This window comes from Streptomyces sp. NPDC030798, assembly GCF_055572275.1.
In genome coordinates this window covers 477,688-491,610 of record NZ_JBVIDR010000002.1, presented here as the reverse complement: position 1 = coordinate 491,610, position 13,923 = coordinate 477,688, and the positions used below count along the sequence as shown (strand labels likewise).

The 13,923-nt window shown below is 72.2% G+C and carries 15 protein-coding genes; 9 read left to right on the top strand and 6 right to left on the bottom strand.

What is annotated here, in order from left to right:
• Positions 1 to 5: 5 nt before the first annotated feature.
• Positions 6 to 857: an NAD-dependent epimerase/dehydratase family protein gene (locus ACZ404_RS06705; RefSeq protein WP_468436576.1), complete on the bottom strand. Its 852-nt coding sequence runs from the start codon at positions 855 to 857 to the stop codon at positions 6 to 8.
• 136 nt (positions 858 to 993) lie between these two features.
• Here ACZ404_RS06705 and ACZ404_RS06700 point away from each other — a divergent pair, with 136 nt between their 5' ends.
• Positions 994 to 1,848, top strand: a complete 855-nt coding sequence (locus ACZ404_RS06700; RefSeq protein WP_468436574.1) for a helix-turn-helix transcriptional regulator — start codon at positions 994 to 996, stop codon at positions 1,846 to 1,848.
• Here the strand turns inward: ACZ404_RS06700 and era are convergent.
• Positions 1,845 to 2,798, bottom strand: a complete 954-nt coding sequence (gene era / locus ACZ404_RS06695) for a GTPase Era (protein ID WP_468436572.1) — start codon at positions 2,796 to 2,798, stop codon at positions 1,845 to 1,847. The genes ACZ404_RS06700 and era overlap by 4 nt on opposite strands.
• A 174-nt stretch (positions 2,799 to 2,972) precedes the next feature.
• On the opposite strand from era, the gene ACZ404_RS06690 reads away from it, so the two are divergent.
• Both ACZ404_RS06690 and ACZ404_RS06685 read left to right on the top strand, forming a co-directional pair.
• The gene (locus tag ACZ404_RS06690) at positions 2,973 to 4,286 is read left to right on the top strand and encodes an ammonium transporter (protein WP_468436570.1); all 1,314 of its coding nucleotides are present in this window, start codon (positions 2,973 to 2,975) and stop codon (positions 4,284 to 4,286) included.
• On the top strand, positions 4,283 to 4,621 hold the full coding sequence (locus tag ACZ404_RS06685) for a P-II family nitrogen regulator (protein ID WP_468436568.1): 339 nt from the start codon (positions 4,283 to 4,285) through the stop codon (positions 4,619 to 4,621). Before ACZ404_RS06690 ends, ACZ404_RS06685 begins: the two co-directional genes overlap by 4 nt.
• On the opposite strand, the gene ACZ404_RS06680 is transcribed toward ACZ404_RS06685, so the two are convergent.
• The 3 genes from ACZ404_RS06680 to ACZ404_RS06670 form a co-directional block, all read right to left on the bottom strand.
• On the bottom strand, positions 4,515 to 5,534 hold the full coding sequence (locus tag ACZ404_RS06680; protein ID WP_468436566.1) for a DUF916 domain-containing protein: 1,020 nt from the start codon (positions 5,532 to 5,534) through the stop codon (positions 4,515 to 4,517). The genes ACZ404_RS06685 and ACZ404_RS06680 overlap by 107 nt on opposite strands.
• Before the next feature lie 86 nt (positions 5,535 to 5,620).
• Positions 5,621 to 6,949: a beta-xylosidase gene (locus tag ACZ404_RS06675; protein ID WP_468436564.1), complete on the bottom strand. Its 1,329-nt coding sequence runs from the start codon at positions 6,947 to 6,949 to the stop codon at positions 5,621 to 5,623.
• A gap of 172 nt (positions 6,950 to 7,121) precedes the next feature.
• On the bottom strand, positions 7,122 to 7,598 hold the full coding sequence (locus ACZ404_RS06670; RefSeq protein WP_468436562.1) for a hypothetical protein: 477 nt from the start codon (positions 7,596 to 7,598) through the stop codon (positions 7,122 to 7,124).
• 372 nt (positions 7,599 to 7,970) lie between these two features.
• Between ACZ404_RS06670 and ACZ404_RS06665 the strand changes: the two genes are divergently transcribed.
• The 6 genes from ACZ404_RS06665 to ACZ404_RS06640 are packed head-to-tail and all read left to right on the top strand — an operon-like array spanning position 7,971 to position 12,672.
• Positions 7,971 to 9,050 (top strand): PhoH family protein, encoded by a 1,080-nt coding sequence (locus tag ACZ404_RS06665; protein ID WP_468436560.1) that lies wholly within the window; start codon positions 7,971 to 7,973, stop codon positions 9,048 to 9,050.
• 12 nt (positions 9,051 to 9,062) lie between these two features.
• Complete coding sequence (gene ybeY / locus ACZ404_RS06660; RefSeq protein ID WP_468436558.1) at positions 9,063 to 9,560, top strand: rRNA maturation RNase YbeY; 498 nt, start codon at positions 9,063 to 9,065, stop codon at positions 9,558 to 9,560.
• A 9-nt stretch (positions 9,561 to 9,569) separates the two neighbouring features.
• On the top strand, positions 9,570 to 10,868 hold the full coding sequence (locus ACZ404_RS06655; protein WP_468436556.1) for a hemolysin family protein: 1,299 nt from the start codon (positions 9,570 to 9,572) through the stop codon (positions 10,866 to 10,868).
• Positions 10,865 to 11,224, top strand: coding sequence for an MmcQ/YjbR family DNA-binding protein (locus tag ACZ404_RS06650; protein WP_468436554.1), 360 nt, complete (start codon positions 10,865 to 10,867; stop codon positions 11,222 to 11,224). Before ACZ404_RS06655 ends, ACZ404_RS06650 begins: the two co-directional genes overlap by 4 nt.
• Positions 11,225 to 11,267: 43 nt before the next feature.
• Positions 11,268 to 12,290: a S66 family peptidase gene (locus tag ACZ404_RS06645; protein WP_468436552.1), complete on the top strand. Its 1,023-nt coding sequence runs from the start codon at positions 11,268 to 11,270 to the stop codon at positions 12,288 to 12,290.
• Between the two features lie 28 nt (positions 12,291 to 12,318).
• Positions 12,319 to 12,672: a cytidine deaminase gene (locus ACZ404_RS06640; protein ID WP_468436550.1), complete on the top strand. Its 354-nt coding sequence runs from the start codon at positions 12,319 to 12,321 to the stop codon at positions 12,670 to 12,672.
• 41 nt (positions 12,673 to 12,713) lie between these two features.
• Here the strand turns inward: ACZ404_RS06640 and ACZ404_RS06635 are convergent, their stop codons facing one another.
• Positions 12,714 to 13,850: a carbohydrate kinase family protein gene (locus ACZ404_RS06635; protein ID WP_468437174.1), complete on the bottom strand. Its 1,137-nt coding sequence runs from the start codon at positions 13,848 to 13,850 to the stop codon at positions 12,714 to 12,716.
• Positions 13,851 to 13,923 lie beyond the last annotated feature (73 nt).

Here is a 13,923-nt window from a genome sequence, read left to right as displayed (position 1 = left end):
GGGGGTCAGAGGGCTCCGGCGTCGCGGGCCGTCCACACGGTCGGGTACTGCGGCCGGTAGCCCAGTTCGCGGCGGATGCGGTCGGTGCGGACGAGCCCGTGCCAGGGGTCGTGGTCGGGCTCCTCGGAGTCCGGGAGCGCGGCGCCGAGCAACTGGTGCAGTTCCAGGACGGTGACGGGGACGTCGTCGGCGATGTTGTAGGCCCGGCCGCCGGCGCCGGGGGCGTACAGCAGGCGCAGCAGACCCTGGGCGACGTCGGCGACGTGCACGAGGTGGTGCCGCTTGGTGGCGGGCTGGTGGGCGGTCCAGCGGGTGATGTTCGGCAGGTGCGGGTCGCCGTCGCCGTAGACGTAGGCGAGGCGGCCGATGCGGACGTCCAGGCCGTCGAGGGCCAGCAGCCCGCGCTCGGCCGCCGCCTTCGACTCCGGGTACGTCATCCACATCGGCCCGCCCGGCACGCTCGGGTCGTCCTCCACGTGCGGCCGGCCGCGACCGACCCCGTACACCAGGCTGGTGCTGGCCTGCACGAACCGCCGTACGCCGGACGCGACGGCCGCCCGGCCGAGTTCGAGGGCGGCGTCCCGGTTGACGGCCCACGCCTCCTCGTCGGGCACGCCCCGGAAGGCGGCGGCGATGTTGACGACGGCGTCGGCGCCCGCGAGGGCCTTGCCGAGGACGTCGGCGTCGCGCAGGTCGCCGAGGACGGGTTCCGCACCGAGGCCGGAGAGCCGGTCGGCGCGGGCGGGGTCCCTCACCAGGACCCGGACCTGCTCCCCCGGCCGCCGCTGGGCCAGCAGCCTGGGCAGGAACCCGGCCCCGACCTGGCCGGTTGCGCCGGTGACGAGTGTCGTCGACATGATGGGGTCCTCTCGGTGGACGACGTCGGTGAACGGCATCCACTCTCGGCCGCCGCGGCCCGGACCGGGAGAGACCTCCCGATCAGGGGATCGGCAGTCCCTGGATAAGCCGGGCGGACTCGGCCAGGCTGGAGGCGTGAACCGACCCGAACTCGCCGACTTCCTGCGCCGCGGCCGTCACCGCCTCGACCCCTCCGACGTGGGTCTCGCACCCGGTGCCCGGCGCCGCACACCGGGTCTGCGCCGGGAGGAGGTGGCGGCGCTGGCCGGCATGTCGGTGGACTACTACACCCGGCTGGAACAGTCCCGCGGCCCGCGCCCCTCCCGCCAGATGCTCACGGCGCTGGCGCGGGCGCTGCGCCTGGCCGACGACGAACGGGACCACCTCTTCCACCTGGCGGGCGAGGAGCCGCCCCGCCCGGAGGCGACGCCGTCCCATGTGCGCCCCGGGCTGCTGCTGGTCCTGGACCGGCTGCACGACGTGCCGGCGCAGGTGGTCACGGACTGCGGCGAGGTGCTCGCGCAGAACGCCATGGCCAAGGCACTGGTCGGTGACGCGTTCGCCCGGCCGCCGCGCGACCGCAATCTCACCCGCCGGTTCTTCCTGGACCCCGCGGCCCGGGCCCTCTTCCCGCCCGAGGACGTCCCCGGGCACGCCCGCGACCACGTGGCCAACCTGCGCGCGGTGGCGGCGGCCCGCCCCGACGACCCCGAACCGGCCGCTCTGGTGGCCGAACTCCGCTCGGCCAGCGAGGAGTTCGCCCGCCTGTGGAACACTCACGAGGTGTCCGTGCGCCGCGCCTCCACCAAGCGCTTCCAGCATCCCGTGGTGGGCCTGCTGGAACTGGACTGCGAGGTCCTGCTGAACCACGCCCACCACCACGCCCTCGTCCTCCACACAGCCCGCCCGGGCACGGAGTCCTACGAGAGGCTGCAGTTGCTGCGGGTGGTGGGCCTGCAGGACATGTCACCCCAAGGGGCAGCGAACTAAAAACCCAGCTTCCGCAGCTGCTTCGGGTCGCGCTGCCAGTCCTTCGCCACCTTCACATGCAGGTCCAGGAAGACCGGTGTACCCAGGAGCGCCTCGATCTGCTTGCGGGACTTGATGCCGACTTCCTTCAGCCGCTTGCCCTTGGGGCCGATGATGATGCCCTTCTGGCTGGGCCGCTCGATGTAGACGTTCGCATGGATGTCCAGCAGGGGGCGGTCCGCCGGGCGGTCCTCGCGCGGGAGCATCTCCTCCACGACCACCGCGATGGAGTGCGGCAGCTCGTCGCGCACCCCCTCCAGCGCCGCCTCGCGGATCAGCTCCGCGATCATGACCTGCTCGGGCTCGTCCGTGAGGTCGCCCTCGGGGTAGAGCGCCGGGCCCTCCGGCAGCAGCGGGACCAGCAGGTCGGCCAGCAGGTCCACCTGCCGGGCACCGACCGCCGACACCGGCACGATCTCCGCCCACTCGATCCCCAGCTCCTTGCCCAGCTGGTCGATCGCGATGAGCTGCTCGGCGAGGGTCTTGGAGTCGACCAGGTCGGTCTTGGTGACGACGGCGACCTTCGGCGTCTTGCGGATCCCGGCCAGCTCCTTGGCGATGAAGCGGTCGCCCGGCCCGATCTTCTCGTTCGCCGGCAGGCAGAAGCCGATCACGTCGACCTCCGCCCAGGTGGTGCGGACCACGTCGTTCAGCCGCTCGCCGAGCAGCGTGCGCGGCTTGTGCAGGCCCGGGGTGTCCACCAGGATCAACTGGGCGTCGGGCCGGTGCACGATGCCGCGCACCGTGTGCCGCGTCGTCTGCGGCTGGTTGGCGGTGATCGCCACCTTCTGCCCGACCAGAGCGTTCGTGAGGGTGGACTTGCCCGCGTTGGGGCGGCCCACGAAGCAGGCGAAGCCGGCGCGGTGGACGGTCTCGCCCGGCTGTGCGGATGACTGGGTACGAACACTCATGGCCCCCATTCTCCCTGATCCACGAGCCCCCGCCGTACCAGCCGCCCGAGCCCCCGCAGCCCGTGAGGTTCCGGAAACCCGACCGCAACGAAACGTGGCGGAAACACACCCGTACGCAACCGGAAACGCACACCGGTGACGCTCTGACGAGCCACCACACCGTTGGAGACGCCCGTGACCCTCGCCGCCGCGCACGTGAACACCGGCGACACCGCCTGGCTGCTCGCAGCCACCGCCCTCGTCCTGCTGATGACCCCGGGCCTGGCCCTGTTCTACGGCGGCATGGTCCGCACGAAGAGCGTCCTCAACATGCTGATGATGAGCTTCGTGTCGATCGCCCTGGTCACCGTGGTCTGGCTGGCGGGCGGCTACTCCCTCGCCTTCGGCGACGACGTCTTCGGGGGCCTCATCGGCGGACTCGGCCAGGCCGGCATGAGCGGCCTCGGCCCGGCCAGTGTCCACGGCACCGTCCCCACCCTGCTCTTCGCCACCTTCCAGCTGACCTTCGCGATCATCACGGCCGCCCTGGTCAGCGGCGCGGTCGCCGACCGTACGAAGTTCTCCGCCTGGCTGGTGTTCGTCCCGGTGTGGACCCTGCTCGTATACGTTCCGGTCACCCACTGGGTGTGGGGGCCGGGCGGCTGGATCCTCGACAAGCTCGGCGCCCTGGACTTCGCGGGCGGCCTGCCGGTGGAGATCACCTCCGGTGCCTCGGGCCTCGCCCTGTGCCTGGTGCTCGGTCCGCGGCTGGGCTTCAAGAAGGACGCCATGCGCCCGCACAACCTGCCCATGGTCGTCCTCGGCGCCGGTCTGCTCTGGTTCGGCTGGTTCGGCTTCAACGCGGGCAGCGCGCTCGGCGCGAACGGCCTGGCCGCCGCCGCGTTCCTCAACACCCTCGCCGCCGGCTGCACGGGCCTGCTCGGCTGGCTCTTCGTCGAGCAGAAGCGCGACGGCCACCCGACCACGCTGGGCGCCGCCTCCGGCGCGGTGGCCGGCCTGGTCGCGATCACCCCGTCCTGCGGCACGGTGTCGCTGCTCGGCGCACTGATCGTGGGCCTCGCCGCCGGTGTCGTCTGCTCCTACGCGGTGGGCTGGAAGTTCAAGCTGAACTACGACGACTCCCTCGACGTCGTCGGCGTCCACCTGGTCGGCGGCGTCATCGGCACCCTGCTGATCGGCCTGTTCGCCGAGAGGGCGATGACCGGCGGCACCGAGGGCCTGTTCTACGGCGGCGGGCTCGTCCCGCTCGGCAAGCAGCTGCTGGCCGTGGTGGTCGTCGCCGGGTACGCGTTCGCGGTGACGTACGGCCTCGGCAAGCTGATCGACAGGGTGATGGGCCTGCGGGCCAGCGAGGAGCAGGAGTACACCGGACTGGACCTTACGGTGCACGCCGAGACGGCCTACGATCACGGGGTCCTGGGGCATGGTGCCCCGGTCGGCGCGTCCCCCGTCGTCTCCTCCGCCCAGAAGGTCAACACGCAGGCATGAAGCTCATCACCGCGATCGTCAAGCCGTACCGCCTCGACGAGGTCAAGACGGCCCTGCAGGAGCTCGGCGTGCACGGCCTGACCGTGACCGAGGCGAGCGGCTACGGCCGCCAGCGCGGCCACACCGAGGTGTACCGGGGAGCCGAGTACCGGGTCGACCTGGTGCCCAAGGTCCGTATCGAGGTCGTGGTCGAGGACGCGGTCGCCGACGACGTGATCGACGCGATCGTCAAGGCCGCGCAGACGGGGAAGATCGGGGACGGGAAGGTGTGGGCGCTGCCCGTGGAGACGGTCGTCCGCGTGCGGACCGGCGAACGCGGCCCCGACGCGCTCTGACCAGCAGCACCCTCGTCACCACGCCGGCCGCGAACACCAGGGCGACCGCGAGCCACGGCAGCGCGAGGAAGGAGGCGCTCGCCGACTCACGGGTGCCCGGCGCGCTCGCCGTCAGGGTGATGTCGCCCCGGTCGAGCTGGGGTGCCCCGTGCCAGGGTTCGCTGAGCCGCACCTGCTGGCCGGGCAGCAGCTCGGAGGGCCCTCCGGTCAGCCGGCGGTCCAGGAGGCTGCGGCCGAACAGCCCGCGTGCCGTCAGTTCCACCCTGGGGTGCAGCGTGACGTTGCCGGTGTTGCGCAGCGTGTAGGAGACGGTCGCCGTGCTGTCGCCGAGGCCCGGGATCAGGGGCTGGTGGTGGCTGATCCCCACGTGCTCGACCGAGAGCGCGGGCAGCGTGGGCCCGCTGACCCGGAGGTAGACGCGGGCGCCGACGGCCCGCTGCACGCCGAGCGCCAGTCTTCCGCTGCCGGGGTCGACCCGCTCGTCGAGCGCGACGATCGCGCCGGGGTGGTCGCCGGGTGCGGCGCCCTCGGGGACGCGCAGGGTGAAGGGCACGGTGACGGTCCGGTGGCCCGGCACGGTGATGCGCGACCGGGCCGGTCTGGCCCAGGCGCCCACGCCGTGCATGCGCTCCTTCAGGGTCCGCACGGCGAACCCGCCGTCGCGCGCGGTGTTGTAGGCGTCGGCCGCGTAGAGCCGGAAGGTCAGCGGCCGGCCGGTCTTGTTGGCGACGGCGACCTTGTCGGTGAGGCTCTGGCCGGGGTCGGCGGAGAGGTAGAAGTAGGGCCGCGCGGCGATCTTCGAGGCGACCGGGTAGACGGACCAGCTCCCGTTGTCGGCGGCCTGCGCGGGCGCGGCGGCGGCGCCGAGGAACAGGGCGAGAAGGCTCAGGAGGAGGACGTACGGCTTGCGCATGGGTGCGGACCCCCCATGGGCTCGGACGGTGGTGGTCGGGCGGGTGCGGACCCTGTCGTGCGGCAGGGGCGCCCGGCCGTGCGGTGTCAGGTGAGGGTGAGGGTCAGGACGCCGGAGTACGAGCCCGGGGGCGTGAACGCCGGCACGTCCAGGGAGAGCCCGGCGTCGACGGTGAACTCACCGCCGGTGAGCGTGGAGTCGGGGGTCGACGCGAGCGTCGCTCCCGTCAGGCCCACCGTGCCCGCCGAACCGGCCTTGCAGGTGCTGGGGCTGCCGGCCTTGGTCGCGCAGGCCGGGGTCCAGCTCAGTCTGCTCGCGTCGATCTTGGCGCCGGGACCGGTGAAGTCGGTGACCTTGCCGGTCAGGGACCAGCCCGCGGGCCCGCCGCGGAAGTCCTTGACGGTCACCGTCTGCAGCTTTCCGGTCGAGGCCCCGCCCTTGCCGAAGTCGACCGCCGACAGCGCGACGGAGTCCCCGGCCTGGGACATCGACAGCGTGCCCGCCTTGACGGTGGTGGTCAGCTTCTGACTGCCGGCCGGGACGGGCGTGTTGTCGTTGACGACGTAGGCCGCCGGGCCCGCGCCCTTGTCCGCGCTCCAGGAGGCGCCCTCGTAGGCCACGATCCCGGTCGTCGTCCTGTCCTTGACGACGAGGGAACCGCTGAAGGAGCCCTGGGCGTTGGCGGTCACGGTCGCGGTGTCCGCGGTCTGGGTGCCTCCCGCGCGCCCGGCCAGGGTGACCGTCGCGCCCGGCGTGAAGTTGCTGCCGCTGACGGTGACAGCGGCGCCCGGGTCACCGGAGGCCGAACCCAGCGCGATGGCCCGGGTGTTGGCCGGGGTGCCGTCGGTCGCCGTGACGGTCTGGGAGACCGGGGCGGGCGGGTTGGTGACCGTGCAGGGGGTGTCCAGTTCGAGGATGTAGCTGGTGTGGATGTTGTAGTCGCCCGGCGAGAGGGTGATCTGGCCGGCCTTGGTGACGGTGAACGTGCCGGTCATGGAGAAGGACGGGAAGGCCGCCTTCCCCGGCACCGGCGGGTTCTTCTTCGGCCCGGCGACGGTGACGTCCCCGGTCTGTGCGCCGCCGAGGGTGACCTTGCCGGTCGGGGTCATGATGTCGGCCGGCAGCGCCAGGTCCGTGGGGTTGCTGGCGGCGGCCGTGACCACGGTGTACGTGACGGTGACGGTGTCGCCGACCTTCGGGCTGGGGTTGTCCACCGACACGTTGGCGGTGGTGGTGCCGTCGATCGGCGGGATGCCCGCGACGGCGGGCGGGATGCAGTGCGTGGCGTAGTCCACGTTCGTGCCGGCGGCACCGGCCGGACAGGCCAGCGCGCCGCCCGCGGTGACCGCGAGCGCGGTCGCCCCGAACAGTGACGCCCAGCGCCACCGTCGGGATCTTCGGGGTGTCGAACCCATGGGGCCCCCTCCTGAGGGTTGCGGGCGCAGCGGCTCATCTGCGCCGACAGGGGGCATTGATGTGGAGCGGGGGTGAGAAGTCAATGGAGATGCCGCAGAAACCTGACGGATCATCAGATTCCGCAGATTCCGCGGCATCCCGAGGAGAACCGGAGCAGACCGCTGGGCCGCGTCAGTCGAACACGAACGGGCCGGGCGACTGCGGGCCGCTCGCCGTGCACGTCACGGTGATCCCGAAGATCACCATCTTCAGCGAGCCGCCGTAGGCGTCCAGGCTGTCACCGGAGGCGACGGTCCCGCCGAGCGGGCCGACGCTGACCGGGTCGCCGGTGTTCATGGCCGGGTTCTTCTTCCCGCTGAACACCACGCTGCCGCCGCCGGCCTTGGCCATGGTGAGCGTGGAGGTGATCGAGTCCTGCGCCACCGGCAGCGGCGCGGTGATCGCGGACGAGGTGAGGGTGATGGTGGCCGAGGTGCCGTCCTGCGTGGCGGTGAGCGTGGCCGCACCGCCGCCGAAGATGCCGCAGCTCGCGGTGATGGTGGCCGACTGCGGGGCGACGGCCGCCGCGGTGGGCGCGAAGGCGAGCCCGGTGACCGCGAGGGCCCCGGCGACCAGTGCCGCACCCGTTGCTGTGCGTGTGCCTCTCATGGGGATCCGCTTCCCTTCCCTGTGGGGATGCCGTGCGGGGGGTGGTGGTGGAAGGTGCGCCGACGAACGGCAGGCCTGGGCAGGTGGGTGCGGTCACACTGCGGCGGCGGTGCGGATCTGACGGGTCGTCGGAACGTACGGGTCCATTGATGCGCCGGGGCAGGAACCCGACAAGGTTGAATTCCGGCCTACCTTTCGTTCGGTCCGCCGGCCCGGCCGACTGCGCTCCGTGACCGGCTCGCGCGGGAGGGGTGGTCCCCGCGGAAAAGTCCTACGGCGTTGTCAGCCCCCCGTCGTACTCTGGACAGTGCGAGGCCGCCCTCAGCTGTGCGGCCGTGACGAGGAGGAACCGCAGGCCTACAGCGCCGGCCCATGACTCAGACACCCACAGCTCACACCCCCGCGCAGGGGCAGGCGAGAGCACAGATCAGCGTCCCCGCCCAGCATCCGATGGTGACCGTGCTGGGGTCAGGAGACTCCCTCCTGCGCGTGATCGAAAAGGCCTTCCCGGGGGCCGACATCCACGTCCGGGGCAACGAGATCAGCGCGGTCGGCGACGAGGCGGAGGTCGCCCTCATCCAGCGCGTGTTCGACGAGATGATGCTGGTGCTCCGCACCGGGCAGCCGATGACGGAGGACGCAGTGGAACGCTCGATCGCCATGCTCAAGGCGAGCGAGAACGGGACGAGCGACGGGCCGGAGACCCCGGCCCAGGTACTGACGCAGAACATCCTGTCCTCGCGCGGCCGCACGATCCGCCCCAAGACGCTGAACCAGAAGCGGTACGTCGACGCGATCGACAAGCACACGATCGTCTTCGGCATCGGCCCCGCCGGTACGGGCAAGACCTACCTGGCCATGGCCAAGGCGGTGCAGGCCCTGCAGTCCAAGCAGGTCAACCGCATCATCCTGACCCGCCCGGCGGTCGAGGCCGGCGAGCGCCTCGGCTTCCTGCCCGGCACGCTCTACGAGAAGATCGACCCCTATCTGCGCCCGCTCTACGACGCGCTGCACGACATGATCGACCCGGACTCCATCCCCCGGCTGATGGCGGCGGGGACGATCGAGGTGGCGCCGCTGGCGTACATGAGGGGCCGCACCCTCAACGACGCCTTCATCATCCTGGACGAGGCCCAGAACACCTCCCCGGAGCAGATGAAGATGTTCCTCACCCGGCTCGGCTTCGACTCGAAGATCGTGATCACCGGTGACGTGACCCAGGTCGACCTGCCGAACGGCACCAAGAGCGGTCTGCGGCAGGTGCAGGAGATCCTCGAAGGGGTCGAGGACGTCCACTTTTCCCGGCTGTCGTCCCACGATGTCGTACGGCACAAGCTGGTGGGCCGTATCGTCGACGCGTACGAGCAGTACGACAGCGAGCACGGCACGGAGAACGGCGGTCACAAGGGCGGCCGTGGCAGGACCGGCGCCAAGGCTCCCAAGGGGAAGTAGACCAGCACGACCATGTCGATCGACGTCAACAACGAGTCCGGCACCGAGGTCGACGAGCAGGCGATCCTCGACATCGCCCGCTACGCGCTCGCACGGATGCGCATCCACCCGCTCTCCGAGCTCTCGGTGATCGTCGTGGACGCCGACGCCATGGAGCAGCTGCACCTGCAGTGGATGGACCTGCCGGGTCCGACCGATGTCATGTCGTTCCCGATGGACGAGCTGCGCCCGCCGTCGAAGGACGATGACGAGCCGCCGCAGGGGCTGCTCGGCGACATCGTGCTGTGCCCGGAGGTCGCCGCCAAGCAGGGCGCGGAGGCGCCGACCCAGCACTCCATGGACGAGGAGCTGCAGCTGCTCACCGTCCACGGGGTGCTGCACCTGCTCGGGTACGACCACGAGGAGCCGGACGAGAAGGCGGAGATGTTCGGGCTGCAGGCCGCCATCGTCGACGGGTGGCGGTCCGAGCGGGGGCTGACCGGGCCGTCCCCGGCGCCGACCGTCTCGTAAGCGGGCCATATGTCTCCGCAGATCGTGGTCGGCGCGATCGCGCTGGTCGTCGTCGCCTGGCTCGCCGCCTGCGCGGAGGCGGGCATCGCGCGGGTGTCCAGCTTCCGTGCCGAGGAGGCCGTGAAGTCGGGCCGCCGGGGCAGTGCCAAGCTGGCCCAGATCACCGCCGACCCCACCCGCTATCTGAACGTGGCCCTGCTGGTCCGGGTCGCCTGCGAAATGGCCGCGGCGGCCCTGGTGACGTACGCCTGCCTGCAGGAGTTCGCCGCCACCTGGCAGGCCCTGCTGATCGCCATCGGCGTGATGGTCCTGGTCTCGTACGTCGCCGTCGGGGTGTCCCCGCGCACCATCGGCCGGCAGCACCCGCTGAACACGGCGACCGTGGCGGCGTACGTGCTGCTGCCGCTCGCGCGGATCATGGGCCCGATCCCGTCCCTGCTCATCCTCATCGGCAACGCGCTCACCCCGGGCAAGGGCTTTCGGCGCGGGCCCTTCGCCTCGGAGGCGGAGCTGCGCGCGCTGGTCGACCTGGCCGAGAAGGAGTCGCTGATCGAGGACGAGGAGCGCCGGATGGTGCACTCGGTGTTCGAGCTGGGCGACACCCTGGTGCGCGAGGTGATGGTGCCGCGCACCGACCTCGTCGTCATCGAGCGGTACAAGACCATCCGGCAGGCCCTCACGCTCGCGCTGCGCTCCGGGTTCTCCCGGATCCCGGTCACCGGGGAGAGCGAGGACGACATCGTCGGGATCGTGTATCTGAAGGACCTGGTCCGCAAGACGCACATCAGCCGGGACGCCGAGAGCGATCTGGTCTCCACGGCGATGCGGCCGGCCGTCTTCGTGCCCGACACCAAGAACGCGGGCGACCTGCTGCGCGAGATGCAGAAGGAGCGCAACCACGTCGCCGTCGTGATCGACGAGTACGGCGGCACCGCCGGGATCGTCACCATCGAGGACATCCTCGAGGAGATCGTCGGCGAGATCACCGACGAGTACGACCGGGAGCTCCCGCCGGTGGAGGACCTCGGCGACGACCGCTTCCGGGTCACGGCCCGTCTGGACATCACCGACCTCGGCGAGCTGTACGGGCTCGAGGAGTACGACGACGAGGACGTGGAGACCGTCGGCGGGCTGCTCGCCAAGGCGCTGGGCCGCGTGCCCATCGCCGGTGCGTCGGCCGAGGTGGAGCTGCCCGACGAGCGCCGGCTGAGGCTGACGGCGGAGGCGGCGGCCGGACGCCGGAACAAGATCGTGACGGTCCTGGTGGAGCCGGCCGGCAAGCCCGCCGAGGAGGAGAGCGCCGAGTGAGCCCCGAGGACCTGCGCGCCTTCTGCCTGTCCTTCAACGCGGCCGTGGAGGACTTCCCCTTCAACCCGGAGACCTCGGTCTTCAAGGTGCTCGGCAAGATGTTCGCCCTGACGGAGCTGGGCGCCCGGCCACTGACGGTCAACCTCAAGTGCGACCCCGAGGACGCGATCCGGCTGCGCGGCGAGCACGAGGGGCTGATCGTGCCGGGGTGGCACATGAACAAGAGGCACTGGAACACGGTGACGGTGTCCGGCGGCCTGCCCGACCGCCTTGTCCGGGAGCTGATCGAGGACTCGTACGACCTCGTCGTCGCGGGTCTGCCGAAGGCGGAGCGGCTGCGGCTGGACCGGCCGTAATTGCCTTGCCGGGCGGGAGTGACCACGTGTCAGAATCCGGCGCATGACCGTTCGATACCCGCGCCCGCTGCGCCCCGGTGACCGTGTCGGAGTGACCTCCCCGTCCAGCGGGGTGGCCGAGCCGCTACGGGGGCGGCTCGACGTCGCGCTCCGGGACCTCGAGGCGCGCGGGTACGAGGTGGTCGTCGGCCGGTGCATGGACGGCTCGACGCACATCAGCGCACCGGCCGCCGAGCGGGCCGGCGAGCTGATGGAGATGCTGACCGACCCGACGATCCGGGCCGTGGTGCCGCCGTGGGGCGGGGAGACCGCGATCGACCTGATGCCGCTGCTGGACTTCGAGGCGATCGGGCGGGCCGAGCCGACCTGGGTCGTCGGCTACTCGGACATGTCGACGATCATCACCCCGCTGACGCTGCTCACCGGGGTCGCGACCGTGCACGGCAGCAACCTGATGGACACGCCGTACCGGACGCCGGAGGGCCTGATGTCCTGGCTGGACGTCGTCACCGCCCCGCAGGGCGGGCCGTTCACGCAGACCCCGCCCGGCCGGTACCGGACGAGCGGCTGGGACGACTGGACCCGTGATCCGGGGATCCGCGACCTCACCCTGGACGCGGAGGGCCGCTGGACCCGCCTCGACGGCACGGGCGATGTGGACGTCGAGGGCCGGCTGATCGGCGGCTGCGTCGAGACCCTCGTCAACCTCGCGGGGACGCCGTATCTCGACACCTCGCGGTTCGCCGGGGACGAGCCGCTGCTCGTCTACGTCGAGGCGTGCGAGGACAACGCGTTCACCATCTGCCGGAACCTGCACGGCATGCGTCTCGCCGGCTTCTTCGACCGGGCCCGCGCCGTCCTCGTGGGCCGCACCCGCGCCCCCGACCGCGGCACCCTCACCCAGCACGAGGCGGTCCTCGACGCCCTCGCCCCGCTCGGCGTGCCGATCCTCGCCGACGTCGAGTGCGGCCACGTCCCGCCCTCCCTGGCCGTGGTCAACGGCGCCCGCGCCCGGGTACGGCACACCCCCGACCGGAGCGAGCTCGTCCAGACCCTGGCGGGGTGAGGGGGACGGCGCTTCGTATGCTCGGGGCATGACCGAGAGCAACGCGCTTGACCCCGAGGACCGCAAGATCGTCACCCTGGCCCGTTCCGTGCGGGCCCGCAACGGTGTACCGGAGGGTGCCGCGGTGCGGGACGACACCGGGCGCACGTATGTGGCCGGGTCGGTGGAGCTGGCGTCGCTGAAGCTGAGCGCGTTGCGGACCGCCGTCGCCATGGCCGTGGCGTCCGGGGCCACGGCGCTGGAGGCGGCGGCCGTGGTGAGCGACGCGGAGACGGTGGCCGCGGCCGACCTGGCCGCTGTCGCCGATCTCGGGGGCGCCGGGACGCCGGTGCTGCTGGCCGGCGCCGACGGCGAGGTGCGCACCACCGTGGCCGCCGGCTGAGGTGCCCGGGGGCCGGCCGCCGGCCCCGTGGGGCCGGCGCGTCAGGCCTCGCCGTCCCCGCGGCGCCGGAACCCGATGGTCGGCACCGCCCGCCGCAGCGGCCACGGCCGGTCCAGCTCCTCGGGGACCAGCCCCTCCAGGAAGGCGTACCGTCGCAGCCCTGCGGGATCCTGACCCTCCACGGACTGCACCTGGCGCCACCACGCCCCGATCTCCGACCACCCCGGCGCCGACAGCGACCCCCCGAACTCCTGCACCGACAGGGCCGCCGTCAGGCCCGCGAAGGCGAGCCGGTCCGCCAGGGTCCAGCCGGCCAGGGTGCCGGTGACGAAGCCGGCCACGAAGACGTCCCCGGCCCCCGTGGGGTCCAGCGCCTCCACGGCGATCGCGGGCACCTCGGCGGCCTCCCCGGTGCGCCGGTCCACGGCGTACGCGCCCTCGGAGCCGAGGGTCACCACCGCCACCGGCACGTGCTCGGTCAGGGCGTGCGCCGCCCGTCGGGGGCAGTCGGCGCCGGTGTACCGCTTCGCCTCCTCCGCGTTGGGCAGGAACGCCTCGCAGTACCGCAGGTCGGGCAGCCCGGCGAGGTCCCAGGCGCCGGTGTCGTCCCAGCCGACGTCGGCGAAGATGCGGGTGCCCTCGCGGGCGGCCTGGGCGATCCACGGCGCCCGCGTGCCCGGCGTGAGGGAGGCCACGGCCGCACGGGCGCGGGGCGGGCAGTCGGGGGCCGGCTCCTCGGGCGGCGGCTCGTGCCCGTGGGACACCATCGTGCGCTCGCCCTCGTACGCCATGGAGACCGTCACCGGTGAGTGCCAGCCGGGCACCGTCCGCGAGGGGGTGAGGTCGATGCCCTCGCCCTGCTCGAGCGCGTCCCAGCAGTACTCGCCGTAGTGGTCGTCGCCGAAGGCGGCGGCGAGCGAGGTGCGCAGGCCGAGCCGGGCGAGGGCGGTGGCCATGTTGGCGACGCCGCCGGGGCTGGAGCCCATGCCCCGGGCCCAGGACTCGGTGCCGCGCACGGGCGCCGAGTCCAGGCCGGTGAAGACGATGTCGAGGAAGACGGTGCCCGTGAGGTAGACGTCCCAGGGCGGGTCGCCGGGTGCGCGCAGGGCGGCCAGCGGGTCGACCTGGGGCTCGCGGCGCCCTGCCTGCGTGAGGTGCTCGGGTTCCTCTCCGGCGATCGTGTGCGACGGGGTCGACGGGGTCACGGTGCGCTCCCTGACGTGATGCGGGTCTGGCCAGTGTGCACCACAT